16 protein-coding genes are annotated in these 15,741 nt (G+C 72.9%); 8 read left to right on the forward strand and 8 right to left on the reverse strand.

Translation table 11 applies throughout. The annotated features are described in order from the left end of the window. The 3 genes from V7Q31_RS07065 to surE form a co-directional block, all read right to left on the reverse strand. Positions 1-611, reverse strand: a 611-nt coding sequence (locus V7Q31_RS07065) for a LysM peptidoglycan-binding domain-containing protein (RefSeq protein ID WP_333832988.1), incomplete at its 3' end; no start/stop codon positions are given. Between the two features lie 29 nt (positions 612-640). Next, entirely contained in the window at positions 641-1,306 is a 666-nt protein-coding gene (locus V7Q31_RS07070) for a protein-L-isoaspartate(D-aspartate) O-methyltransferase (RefSeq protein ID WP_333832989.1), read from the reverse strand. 7 nt (positions 1,307-1,313) lie between these two features. Then, positions 1,314-2,090, reverse strand: a complete 777-nt coding sequence (gene surE, locus V7Q31_RS07075; protein ID WP_333832990.1) for a 5'/3'-nucleotidase SurE — start codon at positions 2,088-2,090, stop codon at positions 1,314-1,316. Between the two features lie 140 nt (positions 2,091-2,230). Here surE and V7Q31_RS07080 point away from each other — a divergent pair, with 140 nt between their 5' ends. Then, the gene (locus tag V7Q31_RS07080) at positions 2,231-2,626 is read left to right on the forward strand and encodes a nuclear transport factor 2 family protein (RefSeq protein WP_333832991.1); all 396 of its coding nucleotides are present in this window, start codon (positions 2,231-2,233) and stop codon (positions 2,624-2,626) included. Between the two features lie 6 nt (positions 2,627-2,632). On the opposite strand, the gene serS is transcribed toward V7Q31_RS07080, so the two are convergent. Further along, positions 2,633-3,925: a serine--tRNA ligase gene (gene serS / locus V7Q31_RS07085; protein ID WP_333832992.1), complete on the reverse strand. Its 1,293-nt coding sequence runs from the start codon at positions 3,923-3,925 to the stop codon at positions 2,633-2,635. A gap of 159 nt (positions 3,926-4,084) precedes the next feature. Here serS and V7Q31_RS07090 point away from each other — a divergent pair, with 159 nt between their 5' ends. The 4 genes from V7Q31_RS07090 (at position 4,085) to V7Q31_RS07105 (ending at position 9,058) form a co-directional block, all read left to right on the forward strand. Continuing rightward, a complete protein-coding gene (locus V7Q31_RS07090; RefSeq protein ID WP_333832993.1) occupies positions 4,085-5,290 on the forward strand; it encodes an ABC transporter substrate-binding protein in 1,206 nt (401 codons plus the stop codon). Next, a complete protein-coding gene (locus V7Q31_RS07095; protein WP_333832994.1) occupies positions 5,260-6,966 on the forward strand; it encodes an ABC transporter permease in 1,707 nt (568 codons plus the stop codon). Before V7Q31_RS07090 ends, V7Q31_RS07095 begins: the two co-directional genes overlap by 31 nt. Continuing rightward, positions 6,963-7,601, forward strand: coding sequence for an ATP-binding cassette domain-containing protein (locus V7Q31_RS07100; protein WP_333832995.1), 639 nt, complete (start codon positions 6,963-6,965; stop codon positions 7,599-7,601). Before V7Q31_RS07095 ends, V7Q31_RS07100 begins: the two co-directional genes overlap by 4 nt. A 98-nt stretch (positions 7,602-7,699) precedes the next feature. After that, a complete protein-coding gene (locus V7Q31_RS07105) occupies positions 7,700-9,058 on the forward strand; it encodes an ABC1 kinase family protein (protein WP_333832996.1) in 1,359 nt (452 codons plus the stop codon). Here V7Q31_RS07105 and V7Q31_RS07110 read toward each other — a convergent pair. The 3 genes from V7Q31_RS07110 to V7Q31_RS07120 all read right to left on the reverse strand — a co-directional run bounded on the left by V7Q31_RS07110 (position 8,968) and on the right by V7Q31_RS07120 (position 12,065). Next, positions 8,968-9,672 (reverse strand): hypothetical protein, encoded by a 705-nt coding sequence (locus V7Q31_RS07110; RefSeq protein ID WP_333832997.1) that lies wholly within the window; start codon positions 9,670-9,672, stop codon positions 8,968-8,970. The two genes, V7Q31_RS07105 and V7Q31_RS07110, sit on opposite strands and share 91 nt — an antisense overlap. A 326-nt stretch (positions 9,673-9,998) precedes the next feature. Next, positions 9,999-10,982: a malate dehydrogenase gene (gene mdh, locus V7Q31_RS07115; RefSeq protein ID WP_333832998.1), complete on the reverse strand. Its 984-nt coding sequence runs from the start codon at positions 10,980-10,982 to the stop codon at positions 9,999-10,001. Between the two features lie 93 nt (positions 10,983-11,075). Continuing rightward, on the reverse strand, positions 11,076-12,065 hold the full coding sequence (locus tag V7Q31_RS07120) for a TAXI family TRAP transporter solute-binding subunit (RefSeq protein WP_333832999.1): 990 nt from the start codon (positions 12,063-12,065) through the stop codon (positions 11,076-11,078). A 94-nt stretch (positions 12,066-12,159) separates the two neighbouring features. Here V7Q31_RS07120 and V7Q31_RS07125 point away from each other — a divergent pair, with 94 nt between their 5' ends. Both V7Q31_RS07125 and V7Q31_RS07130 read left to right on the forward strand, forming a co-directional pair. Beyond that, entirely contained in the window at positions 12,160-12,960 is an 801-nt protein-coding gene (locus V7Q31_RS07125; RefSeq protein ID WP_333833000.1) for a bestrophin-like domain, read from the forward strand. A 10-nt stretch (positions 12,961-12,970) separates the two neighbouring features. After that, positions 12,971-13,648, forward strand: a complete 678-nt coding sequence (locus V7Q31_RS07130; protein WP_333833001.1) for an AIM24 family protein — start codon at positions 12,971-12,973, stop codon at positions 13,646-13,648. Positions 13,649-13,684: 36 nt separating this feature from the next. Here the strand turns inward: V7Q31_RS07130 and V7Q31_RS07135 are convergent, their stop codons facing one another. Continuing rightward, positions 13,685-14,629 (reverse strand): flagellar motor switch protein FliM, encoded by a 945-nt coding sequence (locus tag V7Q31_RS07135; RefSeq protein WP_333833002.1) that lies wholly within the window; start codon positions 14,627-14,629, stop codon positions 13,685-13,687. A 140-nt stretch (positions 14,630-14,769) separates the two neighbouring features. Here V7Q31_RS07135 and V7Q31_RS07140 point away from each other — a divergent pair, with 140 nt between their 5' ends. Further along, a complete protein-coding gene (locus tag V7Q31_RS07140) occupies positions 14,770-15,666 on the forward strand; it encodes a flagellar motor protein MotB (protein ID WP_333833003.1) in 897 nt (298 codons plus the stop codon). The last annotated feature ends 75 nt before the right edge of the window (positions 15,667-15,741 follow it).

Below are 15,741 nucleotides of genomic sequence, written 5' to 3' on the forward strand. Positions count from 1 at the left end.
GCGGGCGGCTCGGCGGACAGGAAGGGCGCGGGCGCGGTCCCGCGCGCGGGTGCTGCGACTTCGGCTTCGATCCGGTCGAGATCGAAGCTCGTCACAGCGCCGGGGCTCGCAACGGGGGCGGTCGCGACCGGAGCGGCCGCGATCTGGGCGGGCGCGGTCGTTTCGACGGGGGCCGCCGCGACCTGCGCGCGATAGGCTTCGGCCTCGGGCGGCAGGATCAGCTCGTCGCCGGGGCGCGGGCTGTGCTGCGCGGGGAGGCCGTTATAGGCGGCGAGCGCCGAAGGCGACAGACCGACGCGCCCGGCCATCGTCTCGACCGTATCGCCGGGCCGCGCCACCACGGCGCTGTAGCCGCCGTAATCGACGACCCCGCGCGCGTCCGGCGACAGCGCGCCGGGGGCGGGAACCGGGGCGGTCTGGACGGGGGCGGTCTGGATTGGGGCGCCCTGAACGGGCGCGCTCTGCGCCGTGGGCTCGCTGCCGCGCCAGACGATGGGGGCGGGCTCGGGCCGGCTGGCGCAGCCAGCCAGCAAGGCCAGCCCGGCCAAAGCCAGCGGCGCGCGGCGGCGGGGGGCTGACCAAAGGGCGGGCGCGGTGCGGTGCGCGGTCATGGCGGTTCCTCTCTCTGTCGGGCGACGTCTCAGGGCGCGTCGCCTTCCGGCACGCCTTCGAGCAAGGGCACGAAGCGCACCGGCATCAATTCATGATAATCCAGCCCCTGGGGCGTTTTCGTGATCCGGATGAGGTGCTGCACGTCGTCGCTCTGGCCGACCGGCAGCACCATGATCCCGCCCTCGCGCAGCTGGCGCAACAGAAGCGCCGGCGGGTCCTCGGCGGCGCAGGTCACCATGATGCGGTCGAACGGCGCCTGCTCGGGCCAGCCGAGCGCGCCGTCGCCCGCCTTCACCGAGACGTTCGACAGATCGAGCGCGGCGATCCGCTCCGCGGCCTGCCGCGCCAGCGCCCGGTGGCGCTCGATGGCGTAGACCCGCCGCGCCAGCCGCGCGAGAATCGCCGCCTGATAGCCCGAGCCGCAGCCCACTTCGAGCACCTTGCACCGCGGCGTCGGCGCCAGCGCCTGCGTCATCACGCCCACCACCGAGGGCTGCGAGATGGTCTGCCCGCAGGCGATGGGCAGGGGGATGTCCTCATAGGCGCGGTCGCGGAAGGCGCGGTCGACGAACAGGTGGCGCGGCGTCTTCTCGATGGCGTCGAGGACGCGCGGGTCGCGCACGCCGTTCTGGCGCAGCGCGAAGACCAGTTGCATCAGCTGCTCGCGGTCGGGCGCGCCATCGGCCTGGATCATGGCGGGATCATCCGGCCAGCGCGGCGCGGGCCGCCTCGAACAGGTCGTGGGCGGCGAGGTCGGGGCGCATCGGCGTGACCGTGATCCAGCCCTCCGCGCCCATCGCCGCATCCGAGCCGGGCTGGGAGGAGGCGTTCGATGTCATGTGCGACAGCCAGAAGAACTGCCGCCCCGAGGGCGACATCTGCTCGACGCAGTCGAACACGCCCGCCGCGCGGCGCCCCTGCGGCGCGAGCGCGAAGCCCTTGACCTGCGCCGGCGCATAGGCCGGGAAGTTGACGTTGTAGAAGATGTCGCGCTCCCACGGGCAGGCGAGCACACGGCGCACCGCCTCGACGCCGAAAGCGCGGGCGGGGTCGAAGCGCTCCGCCGGCGCGTGGGGGGCGGCGGTGTAGAACTGGCTGAGCGCGACGGCGCGCACGCCCTGCAGCGCGCCTTCCAGCGCGCCGCCGACCGTGCCGGAATAGACCGCGTCCTCGGCGACGTTGTGGCCGGAGTTCACGCCGGAGAGCACCAGATCGGGCGGGTTTCCCTTCAGGATGTGGCGCAGGCCGAGGATGACGCAGTCGGCCGGGTTGCCCTCCACCGCGAAGCGCCGCTCGCCGAGCCGGATCAGACGCATCGGCCTTGTGTAGGAGATGCAGTGCGAGACGCCCGAGCGCTCCATCTCGGGCGCTGCGACCCAGACCTCGCCCTCGGGGCCGGCGATCTCGGCGGCGATGGCCTCGGCCACCGCCAGCCCCGGCGCGGTGATCCCGTCGTCATTGGTCACGAGAATGCGCATTCGGCTCTCCAGAACGTCACGCAGCACCTAACGCCCCGCGGGGGCGGGGTCCAGCGGGCAGGCGCCGCTCCCGCGACATTCCGCGCTCGACACCGCGCGACGGATCGCGGACCCTGATCGCGGAAACAGCGGAGGGTCGCATGCCGATATCGCCGGACGCCGTCGCGAAGATGGCGGCGGACTACACCGCTGCATGGAATTCCGGCTCGGCCGAGGCGGTCGCCGCCTTCTACGCCGAGGATGGCGAGATCGCGATCAACCGCGGCGAACCCTGGTCGGGGCGCGACCGCGTGCGCGACATGGCGGCGGGCTTCTTCGCCGATGTCCCGGACATGGCGCTGGTCTGCGACGATCTCCGGGTCTCGGGCGCTCATTCGGTCTATGTCTGGACCTTCACCGGCCATGACGCCGCGACCGGCGCCCCGCTGTCGATCCGCGGCTGGGAGGAATGGGAGCTCGACGACGATCTGCGCGTGCGCGCTTCTCGGGGTTGGTTCGACGCGGAGGAGTATGCACGGCAGGCGGCGGCGGGTTAGGGCGCTTCAGCCGAGGCTCCCGTCCGAAGCGATCCGGGCCGCGCCCTTCATGTAGGGCCGCAGGACGTCCGGGATCGTCACCGACCCGTCCGCCTCCTGACAGGTCTCCATCACCGCGATCAGGCAGCGCCCGACCGCAAGGCCGGAGCCGTTGAGCGTGGCGACGAATTCGGGCTTCGCGCCCTCCTCGCGGCGGAAGCGGGCGTTCATCCGGCGGGCCTGGAAGTCGCCGCAGAGCGAGCAGGAGCTGATCTCGCGATAGGCGTTCTGCCCCGGCAGCCAGACTTCGATGTCATGCGTGCGCTGCGCGCCGAAGCCCATGTCGCCCGTGCACAGCGCGACCGTGCGATAGGGCAGGCCCAGCTTTTCGAGAATCGTCTCGGCGCAGCGGGTCATGCGCTCGAGTTCGGCCCGCCCGTCCTCGGGCGCGACGACGCTGACCATCTCGACTTTTTCGAACTGGTGCTGGCGCAGCATGCCGCGCGTGTCCTTGCCGGCGGAGCCGGCTTCGGAGCGGAAGCATTGCGTCCAGGCGGTCATGCGGCGCGGCAGCGCGCCCGCGTCGAGGATCTGGCCGGCGACGAGGTTGGTCAGCGTCACTTCCGCCGTCGGGATCAGCCACCAGCCGTTCTCGGTGCGGTAGAGGTCGTCGGCGAATTTCGGAAGCTGCCCGGTGCCCAGCACCGCCTCGTCGCGCACCAGCACCGGCGTCCAGACTTCCGTGAGCCCGTGTTCGTCGACATGGGTGTCGAGCATGAACTGGGCGAGCGCGCGGTGCAGCCGGATCAGCGCGCCCGACAGCACGACGAAGCGCGCGCCGGAGAGTTTCGCGGCGGCGTCGAAATCCATCAGGCCCATCGCCTCGCCGAGCTCGAAATGCTCCTTGGGCGCGAAATCGAAGGCGCGCGGGGCGCCATGGCGGCGCAGTTCGACATTGGCGGTCTCGTCGGGGCCGTCGGGCGTGTCGGGAAGCGGCGCGTTGGGCAGGGCCATCAGCTCGGCGGTGAGCGCGTCGTCCTCGGCCTTGGCCTCGGCCTCCAGCCGCGCGATCTCGTCCTTCTTGGCGGCGACCAGCGCGCGCAGCCGTTCGAATTCGGCGTCGTCGCCCTTCGCCTTCGCGGCGCCGACCTGCTTCGAGGCGGCGTTGCGCTCGGCGAGCGCGGCCTCGGCGGCGGCGATCTTCGCGCGGCGGGCGGCGTCGCGCGCGAGCAACGCCTGCGCCGCCGGCGGCAGGCCGCGCCGCGCCAGCGCCGCGTCGAAGGCGTCGGGATCGTCGCGCAGCAGGCGGATGTCGTGCATGGGAGGCGGGCTCGCGGGATGGCGGTCGGACGGACCGGGCGGTTATGCAACATGCGCCCGCGCGGCGCCAGCCTCGGCCCGGCGCTCGACGGCGCGTCCGGCGCCTTGCGCGCGAAGGGAGGGGCGCCGCACTCTGGCGGCCCGATCCCGGAGACGCCGATGCTCGCCCGCCTGTTCGTCCTGCTCGCCGCCCTGCTGTGCTCCCCCGCCCGCGCCGAACCCGATCCGCGCGACTGGCCGTCCGTGCTGGCGCAAGCGCGCGGCCAGACGGTGCATTTCCACGCCTGGGGCGGCGACCCGCTCGCCAACGCCTACATCGACTGGGCCGGCGCGCAGGCCGAGGCGGAGCACGGCGTGCGGGTCGTCCATGTCAAGCTGTCGGACACGGCGCAGGCGGTGGCGCGCGTGCTGTCGGAGAAGGCGGCCGGGCGCGCGGAGGGCGGCGCGGTCGATCTCATCTGGATCAACGGCCCCAACTTCGCGGCGATGAAGGAGGCGGGATTGCTGTTCGGTCCCTGGGCGGAGGACCTGCCCAACTGGCGCTTCGTGGACGTGGCGGGCAAGCCCTCGGTGCGCGCCGACTTCACCGTGCCGACCGAGGGGCTGGAAGCGCCGTGGAGCATGGCGCAGCTCGTCTTCTTCCACGACGCCGACCGCCTGCCCGAGCCGCCGCGCGACATGGCCGCGCTGCTGGACTGGGCGCATGGCGCGCCGGGCCGCTTCGCCTATCCCGCCCCGCCCGATTTTCTGGGGACCACCTTCCTCAAGCAGGCGCTGCGCGCGCTGACGCCCGATCCCGCGATCCTCGCGCAGCCCGTCGAGCAGGCCGATTTCGGCGCGGCGACCGCCCCGCTCTGGGCGTTTCTCGACGCGCTCCACCCGGTCCTGTGGCGGCAGGGGCGGGCGTGGCCCGCGACCGGGGCGCAGTTGCGGGCGATGATGGCGGATGGAGAGATCGACCTCGCCTTCTCCTTCAACCCCAACGAGGCGGCGGCGGCCATCGCCGACGGGCAGTTGCAGGGCTCCGTCCGCGCCTTTGCGCTGGACGGGGGGATGATCGGCAACGCGAGCTTCGTCGCGATCCCCTTCAACGCCTCGGCGAAGGCCGGGGCGATGGTCTTCGCGGATCTGCTGCTGTCGCCCGCGGCGCAGGCGCGCAAGGCCGATCCCGAATTCTGGGGGCTGCCGACGGTGCTCGACATCGCCGCCCTGCCGCAAGCCGAGCGCGCCCTGTTCGACGCCATCGAGACGCGGCCCGGCGCGCTGGCGCCCGAGGCGCTCGGGCCGGTGCTGCCGGAACCGCATCCGAGCTGGGCCACGGCGCTGGAGCTCGAATGGACCCGGCGCTACGGCGCGGGCCGCTGACGCCGGGCGTGCTGCGGCTCCCCCCGCCGCTGATCCTCGCGCTGACGGCGGGGCCGGTCGCGGCGGGGCTGCTCGGCGCCCTCGGACCCGCTTTCGGCTGGATGCCCGCCCTCGGCGCGACCGAGCCGGGGCTGTCGGCTTGGCGGGACCTGCTGAGCTGGCCAGGTCTCGGCGCGGCGCTGCTTCTGTCGGCGGTCACGGGGGTCGCGGGGACGGCGCTGTCGCTCGGCTGCGCGCTTCTCATCGCGGCGGCGCTGGGGTCGGGCGCGGGGCTGCGGCGGGCGGAGCGGCTGCTGGCGCCGATGCTCGCGATCCCGCATGCGGCGGCGGCGTTCGGGCTGGCCTTCCTGATCGCGCCCTCGGGGTGGATCCTGCGCGCGCTGAGCCCCTGGGCGACCGGCTTCGACCGCCCGCCCGACTGGCTGATCCTGAACGACCCCGGCGGCCTCGCGCTGATCGCGGGGCTGGTCCTGAAGGAGACGCCGTTCCTGCTGCTGACGATCCTCGCAGCGCTGCCCCAGACCGACGCGGCGCGCAGCCTGACCGTGGCGCGCAGCCTCGGCTACGGGCCGGTCGCGGCATGGGTCAAGGTCGTGCTGCCGCGCCTCTATCCGCAGATCCGGCTCCCGGTGCTGGCGGCGCTCGCCTATTCCGCCTCGACGGTCGACATGGCCATGATTCTCGGCCCCTCCGCGCCGCCGACGCTCGCCGTGCAGATCGTCGCGTGGATGGGCGATCCCGACCTCGCGCTGCGGCCGCGCGCGGCGGCGGCGGCGCTGCTGCTCGGCGGGCTGACGCTGGGGCTGATCGGGCTGTGGCGCATCGGCGAGATCGCGCTCGCGGCGATGGGGCGCCGCTGGATCGCGGGAGGCGGGCGGCGCGCCGCCGACGGGGCGCTGCGCGCGGCGGGGCTGGCGCTGCTGGGGCTTCTCGTCCTCGCGACCTGCGGGGCGCTGGCGGCGCTGGCGGCGTGGTCGACCGCGGAGCTGTGGGTGTTTCCCGAGACGCTGCCCGAGGGCTTCACGGCGCGGCATTGGGCGGCGGCCGGGCCGGCCCTCGCCGCGCTCGCCGCTCGCACGGCGCTGATCGCGGCGGCGGCGACGGCGGCGGGGCTCGCGCTCGCGCTGCTGTGGCTCGAGGCCGAGCGCCGCGCCGGGCGCCGTCGCCAGCCCTGGCCGCTGTTCGCGCCGCTGCTGGTCCCGCAGGCGGCCTTCCTGCCGGGGTTGCAGGCGCTGGCGCTGGGCGCGGGGCTCGACGGCGGGCTGGGAGCGGTGATCGCCGCGCATGCGCTCTTCGTCGCGCCTTACGTCTATCTCGTCCTCGCCGATCCGTGGCGGGCCTGGGACGAACGGGCCGGGCTGGCGGCGGCGGCGCTCGGGGCCGGGCCGTGGCGGGTGTTCTGGGCGGTGCGGGCGCCGATGCTGGCGCGCGCGGTTCTGACGGCGGCGGCGGTCGGCTTCGCCGTCTCGGTCGCGCAATATCTGCCGACGCTGCTGATCGGCGGCGGACGGACGCCGACGCTCACCACCGAGGCGGTCGCGCTCGCCGCAGGGGGCGACCGCCGTCTGATCGGGGCGACCGCGCTGGCGCAGGCGGCGCTTCCCTTCGCGGGTTTCGCGCTGGCGCTCGGCGCGGCGGCGGCGCTGGCGCGCAGGCGGCGGGGGCTCGCGCCGTGAAGGGGCTTCGGCTCGAGGGCCTGCGCATCGCCTTGCGCGGACGGACGCTCGTCGCGCTCGACGTCGATGTCGGACCGGGCGAGATCGCCACGGTGATGGGGCCGTCCGGCGCCGGAAAGTCGACCCTGCTCGCCGCCATCGCCGGCGCCGCCCCGCCGGATTTCGAGGTGTCGGGGCGCGTGCTGCTCGACGGGGGCGACGTGACCGGGCTGCCGATCGAGCGCCGCCGCATCGGGCTGCTGTTTCAGGACGATCTGTTGTTTCCGCATCTCTCGGTCGGCGGAAATCTCGGCTTCGGTCTGCCGCGCGGGGCGCCCGACCGCGCCGCCCGAATCGAGGCCGCGCTCGACGAGGCGGGCCTCGCGGGCTTCGGCCCCCGCGATCCGGCGACGCTGTCGGGCGGCCAACGCGCGCGCGTCGCCGTGATGCGCGCTCTGCTGGCGGAGCCGCGCGCGCTGCTGCTCGACGAGCCCTTCTCGCGGCTCGACGCGGATTTGCGGGCGCGGTTTCGCGGCTTCGTCTTCGAGCGCCTGCGCGCGCGCGGCCTGCCGGCGCTGCTCGTCACCCACGACCCCGACGATGCGCGCGCCGCCGGCGGCCCCGTTCTGACCGTCGGCGAGCCCGGCGCCGCCTGAAACCCGACTCTCATCGGCTCTTTTTCCCGCCGCGGCGAATGCTAAGTGTCGTAGGCGCGGCCATCCGCCGCGGATCGCCGCAACCGAAGGTCCCAGCCTTGTCCAGACCGCCCTCCGAGCCGACCCGCGCGCCGCGCGGCCTCGCCGTGCCTTCGAGCCGCGCCGCGCGCCTCGCCCGCTTCGGCGGGCTGACCTCCGGCATCGCCGGCGCGGTGATCGCGGGCGGCGCGCGCGAGCTGGCGCAGGGCCGCCGGCCGAAGATGCGCGACCTGCTGCTCACCCCCGCCAACGCCCGCCGCCTCGCCGACGAGCTGGCGCGGATGCGGGGCGCGGCGATGAAGGTCGGGCAGCTGATGTCGATGGACGCGGGCGAGATGCTGCCGCGCGAACTCGCCGACATCCTCGCCCGGCTGCGCGCCGAGGCGCATCCGATGCCGCCGAAACAGCTGCGCTCGGTGCTCGACGCCAATTGGGGCGCGGGGTGGCTGGCGCGCTTCGCCCGCTTCGACGTGCGCCCGATCGCCGCCGCCTCGATCGGGCAGGTCCACCGCGCGCGCACCCGGGACGGGCGCGATCTGGCGCTCAAGATCCAGTATCCGGGCGTGCGGCGCAGCATCGACAGCGACGTCGACAATGTCGCGGCGCTGATCCGCATCTCGGGTCTGCTGCCCCGCGGGCTCGACATCGCGCCGATGCTCGAGGAGGCCAAGCGCCAGCTTCACGAGGAGGCGGATTACCTGCGCGAGGGCGCGCAGCTCGCCCGCTTCTCGGCGCTGCTGGCGGGCGAGGCCGATTTCCGCGTGCCCGAGCTGCACGCGGACTTCACGACGCGCGACGTGCTGGCGATGACCTTTGTCGAGGGCCGGCCGGTCGAGGCGCTGACCGACGCGCCGCAGGCCGAGCGCGACCGGGTCGCCGCCCTGCTCACCTCGCTGCTGTTTCGCGAGCTGTTCGGGTTCCGGCTGATGCAGACCGACCCCAACTTCGCGAATTTCCGCTACGACTCCGCGACCGGCGCCCTCGTGCTTCTCGATTTCGGGGCGACGCGGGAGGTGCCGGAGGCGCTGGTCGAGGCCTATCGGCGGATGCTGCGCGCCGCGCTCGACGCCGACCGCGAGGGGCTGCGCGCCGCCGCGATCGCGATCGGCTTCTTCGAGGGCGCGACGCTGCGCCGCCATCAGGACCAGGTGCTCGACATGATCGAGATGGCGACCGAGCCGATGCGCCGCGACGGCGTCTTCGATTTCGGCGACGGCGAGACGGCGGCGCGGCTGCGCGACGCAGGTATGGAGATCGGCATGGAGCGCGAATTCCTCCATGTGCCGCCGATGGAGGCGATGCTGCTCCAGCGCAAGTTCGCGGGCGTCTATCTGCTGGCGGCCCGGCTGAAGGCGCGCGTCGCGCTGCGCCCCATGCTGGAGCCCTGGCTGGACGGCGCAGAGCCCGCGGCGGCCTGATCCGAGACCAGCCGCGCGTCAAGGCCCGCGACGATCTCGGGGCGGCTGCGGGAGATCACCCTTATCCAGTCGCCGGGCGTCGAGACCGACATGCCGACCGACAGCGTCGCGCCGTCGATGCGGTACCAGTCGTCGCCGTCGAACCCGTCGAGCGGGTCGCGTTCGAGGCCGCGCAAGGGAAAGGCCGCAGGATAGGCGGTCGCGGAGGCGCCGAGATGCGCGCTCGCCGCCTCCAGCGCGCCAGCGGGGTCGGACATCACGCCGAGGACCTCGCCGCCGAACCGCCAGACCACGGGACCCGCCGCGCCGAGCCCGTGGCCGACGCGCGCGCCGCCCGGGGCGTTGAGCAGGATCATGTGGCTGTCCACGCGGGTTCCCGCCGGGATCGCGCCGCCATCCACCGCCAGCGGCGCGGCGAGCGTCGCGCCCTGGGCCTCGTCGAAGCCGACCATGCCCCACGCCTCGACGCCCGGCGCGCGATCTGCGGTGGAGGCGGGGGCCGCGATGATCTCGGGCGCGGCGCCGGCGGTGCTGGGCGGTCCCTCGACTGCGACGATCTCTCCCGAGGCGGGCGCGCCGGCCAGAGCGAGGAGGAGGAGGAACGAGACGCGCATGGGGAGAGACTGGCGAAGCGGCGACCGCGGTTCAAGCGCTGCGCGCGGGATCGGTCGCGTTTCGGGGGTTTCCGCCAGTCGGCATAGGAGTTGAGGGCCGCGCCCGACCTCGGGAGGGCGATTCGAGACAGATGAGCCCCTGCGGTTTATGGCGCCAAATACCCCGCCGGCTCAGCGAGTTGCGCCGTTGCAATGCGCCCTCCCTGGGGGGAGGGAGGGCGCGGTCCGTGCTGGTCGGACGGACCAAGAGCCGAGCGGAGGGCCTCGGCCGATGGCCGAAACCCGCGCTGATCGGCCCCGAACAGCGCCCCCGGGCGCGCCGCGCGTCAGCCGAGGCTCGGATCGATCCCCTTGCACGCCGCGACGAGGCCGCGCACCGCCTCGACCGAGGTCTCGAACATCGCCTTCTCGTCCTCGTTCAGCGCGATCTCGACGATCTTCTCCACGCCGTTCGCGCCGATGATCACCGGCACGCCGACATAGAGCCCGTCGAGCCCGTATTCGCCCGCGCACCAGGCCGCGCAGGGCAGCACGCGGCGCTGGTCCTTGAGATAGCTCTCCGCCATCTGGATCGCCGACGCCGCCGGCGCGTAATAGGCCGAGCCCGTCTTGAGCAGCGCCACGATCTCGCCGCCGCCGTTGCGGGTGCGGTCGACGATCGCGTCGATGCGCGCCTGCGTGCTCCAGCCCATCTTGATCAGATCCGGCAGCGGGACGCCGGCGACGGTCGAGTAGCGCACCGAGGGCACCATGGTGTCGCCATGGCCGCCGAGCACGAAGGCGGTCACGTCCTTGACCGACACCTTGAACTCGTCGGCGAGGAAATGCCGGAAGCGCGCGGAATCGAGCACCCCGGCCATGCCGACGACTTTGGTCGCGGGCAGGCCGGAGAAGGTCTGCAGCGCCCAGACCATCGCGTCGAGCGGGTTGGTGATGCAGATCACGAAGGCGTCGGGCGCGTAGGATTTCAGCGCGCCGCCGACCGCCTTCATGACTTTGAGGTTGATCCCGAGGAGGTCGTCGCGGCTCATGCCGGGCTTGCGCGGCACGCCGGCGGTCACGATCACCACGTCCGCGCCCTTGATCGGCGCATAGGTGGCGGGATCGTCGGGCGCGGTGCTGACGCCGCTCAGCTGCGCGTCGAAGCCGTCGACCGGCGCCGATTCGGCGATGTCGAGCGCCTTGCCCTGCGGCACCCCCTCGGCGATGTCCACGAGGACGATGTCGCCGAGTTCCTTCAGCCCCGCCAGATGCGCCAGCGTGCCGCCGATCTGCCCGGCGCCGATCAGCGCGATTTTCGCCCTCGCCATGCCTTGTCTCCCTGTGGACGGTTGTCGCCGGCGCGAAGGGTTACGCGCCGCGCCGCAGCGCGGCAACCTGCGCATAGGTCGCGGCGAGGGCCGTCATCGGGCCGCAGCCGCCTCCGCGAAAGCGGCCTCGGCGCCGGGATGCAAGGGAAGCACCGTCTCGACCGAGCGCAGCGTCGCCGGGTCGAGCCGCGCGAGCAGCGGCGCGCGCCGACCCAGCGCTGCGCTCTGCGCGACGAGGGCCGCGGCGACCGGGCCGATCCACGCGTCGCGCAGACGCGCATGCGTCACGAGCAGCGCGGCGACCCCGAAACTCGGCGTCGCCGGGCCCGTGCCGCCATATCGGAAGGCCGGGATGGAGGCGCGCTCATAGGCCGGTCGATCCGCGATCAGCGCGTCGATCTCGGGACCGGAGACCGGCACCAGCCGGGCGCCGCACTCGCGGATCGCGCGCGCCACGACAGGCGCGGGATGCCCGACCACCAGCGCCGTCGCGTCGATGCGCCCGGCGCAGAGCGCAGCCGTCCCCTCCTCGGGCGGCAATGATTCGACTTCGGAGAAATCGGACGGGGACAGGCCGAAGGCCGCGACCACCAGCTCCGCCGTGGCGCGCCCGCCGGAGCCCTGCGCCCCCATGTTCACCCGCTTGCCCGAAAGGTCGCGCACGCCCGCGATCCGCGAGCCGGACGCCGCGAGAACCGTGAAGGACTCGGTGTAGAGCTTCGCGACGCCCCGCAAGCCGTCGAGCCCGGCGGCCCCTGCGAAGACCCCGGCGCCGTCGCGCGCCGCGATCACCCAGTCCGCCTGCGCCAGCGCGAGTTCCACTTCGCCCGAGAGCAGCGCATGGAGATTGTAGACCGACCCCGGCGTCGCCTCCGGCGAGCAGCGCAGACGCCCGCGATGCGCCGCGTCGACCTCGGCGCAGATCGCGCGCGCCGCCTGGTGATAACCGCCGTCGAGCCCGCCCGCGGCGAAAGAGAGGAAGCCGAGCCGTCCTGCGCCAACCGCCTCCTGAGCCGCCGGCCCACCCGGCGCGACCGCCAGCGCGGCGCAGAGCGCCGCTGCGATCGCCAATGCCCGTCGCATCGCGAACTCCCTCTCCAACGCATCGTCCAAGTGGTTCCACAGCGCCGCCCGAACGTCTAGGCTCCGCATGCGGCAACGGAGCTCCCGCCATTCCATGTTCGAATTCGTTCACGACCTCACGCTCGAACAGCTGGCGCTGCGCTGCGTCGGGCTGACCGTGGGCGCGACCTGGGTCGGGATCGTTTTCCTCAAGCCCTTCCTGCGGCTGCTGGTCGGGCGCGAAGGCGACGTCAACCAGTCGATCAGCTACGCCACCTCCGTCTTCAGCCTGTTCTACGGGCTGCTGGTCGGCCTTCTCACGGTCGCCGCCTTCCAGAACGCCGACCGGGTGCAGCAGAACGCGTTTCGAGAGGCCGCGATGGTCGGCGCGCTCTACGGCGACATGGACAGCTACCCCGAACCGATGCGCTCGGAGATGCGGGGGCTGCTGCGCGACTATGTGCTCTATGCGATCCACAAGGACTGGCCGGCCCATCGCGAGGGCCGCGCGCTGACGGGCGGCGCCCACCGCGCCGACGCCATGCGCAAGCGGCTGGCGAGCTTCCAGCCCGAAGGCCCCTCGCAGGAGATCCTGCACGCCGAGGCGATGCGGGTGCTGCACGATTTCGGCGAGGCGCGGCAGGGGCGGCTCGGCGGCGTGATCACGCGCATCCCGCCGGTGCTGTGGTATGCGGTCGCCGCCGGCGCCGCCGTCAACATCCTGCTGCTGGTGATGCTGAAGATGCGACCGCTTCAGCACCTGCTGCTGGGCGGCGTCGCCTCGTTCTTCCTCGGGGTTATGCTGACTGTGATCATCGCGCTCGACGACCCGCTGCGCGGCGTCAACGGGCTGGAGCCGCGCGCCTTCGAGGCGCTGTGGACCCAGCAGCTGCGCTTCGACGAGCCGCTGGGCTGAGGGGCGCGCGATGGCCGAGTTCACCGTGCGCGAGATCGAGGGGATGCGGCAGCTGCGCATCGACCTGCGCGACGAATGCGTGCGCTCGGTGCGCGGCGCGCTCTCGCGCATGGAGGGCGCGGTGCGGATGACCGCCCCGCTCCCCGCCCCCGGCGCGCTGCTGAAATCGTGGATTTCCAGCGAGGCGGCGATCCGCCCGCGCTACAGCGGGACCGGCACGGTGCATCTGCGCCCGTCGATGCGGGGCTTTCACGTCTTCGAGGCGCGGTCGCTGCGCTGGATCCTCGAACCCGGCGTGTTCTGGGCCTCCGAAGGCGAGGTCGATCTGGGGCTGCGGCTGGAGCGCATGATCCCGTCGATGTGGGCGGGCGAAGGGCTGATCAACCTGCAGACCACCGTCTCCGGCGAGGGCCGCATCGCCATCAACGCGCCCGGACCCGTGGAGGAGATCGAGGTCGACGGGGAGCTGGTGGTGCGCGGGCGGCAGGTTCTGGGCCGCACCGAGGGCCTGCGCTTCTCGGTGCGGCGGCCGGCGGGCTACGTCCGGTCGATCATCGCCGGCGAGAAGCTCGCGCGCGTCTTCACTGGCAAGGGCAAGGCGCTGGTGTGCTGGACGAGCTACTGGAACCAGTACATGCACGACAAGATCGCCCCTGACAGCGACCCCACCGGCGACGTGTTCCGTTAGCCGCCGCCCAGCGGCCGCGCAGCGCGGCCCTTGGCGTCAACGCTCGACGCGCAGCGACGCGATGAGCATCGGGCTCGGCTCCTCCAGCAGCTTGACCGCCTTGAACGCGCCCTTGACCCCGAGCCGGCAGGGCGCGAGCCGCGCCCGCCCGTCCTTGGTCGCGACCACCAGCTCCACATCGTCCATCGCGTTGCGCCCGAGCTTGAGGATGTCGCCGATCTTCATGTCGGTCAGCGCCGAAAGCGGCACGCGCTGGCTCTCGATGACGGCGTCGAGGGGGAAGTCGGCCCGCATCAGGCTGCGCCGCAGATGCGCCTCCCACAGGCCGGAGTTCAGCGCCGAGGGCGAGCCGAAATGCTGCATCAGATCGGACTTGATCGGGTCGATCACCGAGAGCGGCAACACCAGTTCGAAGAATCCGTTCCGCGTGCTCTCGCCGAGTTCGACGCGCTGGTTGATGATCAGCACTTCCGAGCGTTCGGGGGCGATGTTGGCCATCTGCGGCGTCGTCTCGAAGCGCGAGCAGTGCATCTCGCCGAGCGTCTTGTTGCGGCAGACCGTGCGGACCGACTTGTCGAAGGCCGCGAGCACCGCGTCGGCGAAGCGCCCGCACATCGCCAGATCGATCTGGGTCGGCATCCGGTCGGGATAGGCGCTGTCGATCGCCGGATCGCCGCCGAGCGACAGGTCCACCACATGGCTCACCAGCTCGGCGTCCATGTGGAAGGCGGCGGAGTTCGGCACCCCGTCCACGTCGAGGACGCCGAGCACCGACGGCGTCGGCAGGCCGCGCAGATAGCGCCCGCAGCGGATCACCGCGCTCGCCTCGGTCTTGACGTCGGCCATGGTGTTGAACAGCGAGCGCACGCGCGCGGCGGTCTCGCGCGCATGGCTCGCGGCCAGCACGTTGAGCTTGGGATAGGACGAGACCGAGACGCGCGACTGCTCGATCTTGCGCCTGAGGATCGCATTGGCAGGCATTTGGGCGCCCTCTGAAACCGTCGGACACCCTGCGCGCGGCGCGCTTGCGAAAGCCTTAACCGCGATCGGCGAACGGTTTGGTAACCGCGCCCGGCCAGCATCGCGCCGCGACGGCGGTGCAAGGGCCGGGAGCAGGAGCCATGGCCGAAGACCCCTCCAACAAGAAGCGCCCGCTGATCATCAAGCGCAAGAAGGTCGTGGGCGGCGGCGGCCATCACGGCGGCGCGTGGAAAGTCGCCTACGCCGATTTCGTGACGGCGATGATGGCCTTCTTCCTGCTGATGTGGCTGCTCAACGCCACCACGGAGGATCAGAAGAAGGGTCTGGCCGACTATTTCGACAGCCGCGTGCCGATCGCGCGGATGTCGGGCGGCGGGCGCGACATCTTCCACGGCGACTCGATGACCGCCACGCGCAAGCTCGCCGAAAGCGGCGGCGGCGTGAAGGCGAACTCCGACGGAACGGCCTCGGGCGAGGGGGCGCTCGAGGACGACCCCAAAGGCTCGGTCGCCGAAGTCGATCCGACCGCGCGGGCGGCGGCGGCTGCGGAGGCGGAGGCCGAGGCGCGGGCCTTCCGCGAAGTCGAGAAGGTCCTCCAGTCGCTCGGCGGCGAAAGCGCCGCCGCGGATGCGATGCTCGCCCATGTCCGCACGCGCCAGACCCCGGACGGTCTGGTGATCGACATCTTCGACCGCAGCGGCGCGCCGCTGTTCGAGCGCGGCTCCTCGCGCCCGACCCCGATGCTGATCGCGTTGGTGGACGTGGTGGCGAGCGTGGCGGGGCTCGCCACGAACCCGGTCGCCGTCGCGGGCCACACCGACGCGACGCCCTTCGACGTGGGCGGCGACGACGGCAACTGGCGGCTCTCCTCCGACCGCGCCGACGCGGCGCGACGGCTCCTGATCGGCTCCGGGCTCGATCCGGGCCGGATCGCGGAAGTCTCGGGCCGGGCGGCGACCGAGCCCATGGTCGAAGACCCGCTCGACCCCGCCAACCGCCGGATCGCGATCACCCTGCTGCGCCGCGCCGGACGGTGACGAGACGCCGACAATTGCGCCTTTAGCCGCCCGTTAAGCGCGCGCCGCGATGATTCGAGCGAAGGCAGCGCATCC

The sequence above is a fragment of the Rubrimonas sp. genome (genome assembly GCF_036788415.1).
In the GTDB taxonomy this organism is placed as follows: Bacteria; Pseudomonadota; Alphaproteobacteria; order Rhodobacterales; family Rhodobacteraceae; genus Rubrimonas.

Coding starts and splice junctions, on each gene's coding strand:
- V7Q31_RS07120 (WP_333832999.1), bottom strand. CDS start 12,065: ATGCGACGGGCATTGGCGATCGCAGCGGCGCTCTGCGCCGCGCTGGCG.
- mdh (WP_333832998.1), bottom strand. CDS start 10,982: ATGGCGAGGGCGAAAATCGCGCTGATCGGCGCCGGGCAGATCGGCGGC.
- V7Q31_RS07130 (WP_333833001.1), top strand. CDS start 12,971: ATGGCCGAGTTCACCGTGCGCGAGATCGAGGGGATGCGGCAGCTGCGC.
- V7Q31_RS07135 (WP_333833002.1), bottom strand. CDS start 14,629: ATGCCTGCCAATGCGATCCTCAGGCGCAAGATCGAGCAGTCGCGCGTC.
- V7Q31_RS07125 (WP_333833000.1), top strand. CDS start 12,160: ATGTTCGAATTCGTTCACGACCTCACGCTCGAACAGCTGGCGCTGCGC.
- V7Q31_RS07110 (WP_333832997.1), bottom strand. CDS start 9,672: ATGCGCGTCTCGTTCCTCCTCCTCCTCGCTCTGGCCGGCGCGCCCGCC.
- V7Q31_RS07070 (WP_333832989.1), bottom strand. CDS start 1,306: ATGATCCAGGCCGATGGCGCGCCCGACCGCGAGCAGCTGATGCAACTG.
- V7Q31_RS07080 (WP_333832991.1), top strand. CDS start 2,231: ATGCCGATATCGCCGGACGCCGTCGCGAAGATGGCGGCGGACTACACC.
- serS (WP_333832992.1), bottom strand. CDS start 3,925: ATGCACGACATCCGCCTGCTGCGCGACGATCCCGACGCCTTCGACGCG.
- surE (WP_333832990.1), bottom strand. CDS start 2,090: ATGCGCATTCTCGTGACCAATGACGACGGGATCACCGCGCCGGGGCTG.
- V7Q31_RS07095 (WP_333832994.1), top strand. CDS start 5,260: ATGGACCCGGCGCTACGGCGCGGGCCGCTGACGCCGGGCGTGCTGCGG.
- V7Q31_RS07140 (WP_333833003.1), top strand. CDS start 14,770: ATGGCCGAAGACCCCTCCAACAAGAAGCGCCCGCTGATCATCAAGCGC.
- V7Q31_RS07090 (WP_333832993.1), top strand. CDS start 4,085: ATGCTCGCCCGCCTGTTCGTCCTGCTCGCCGCCCTGCTGTGCTCCCCC.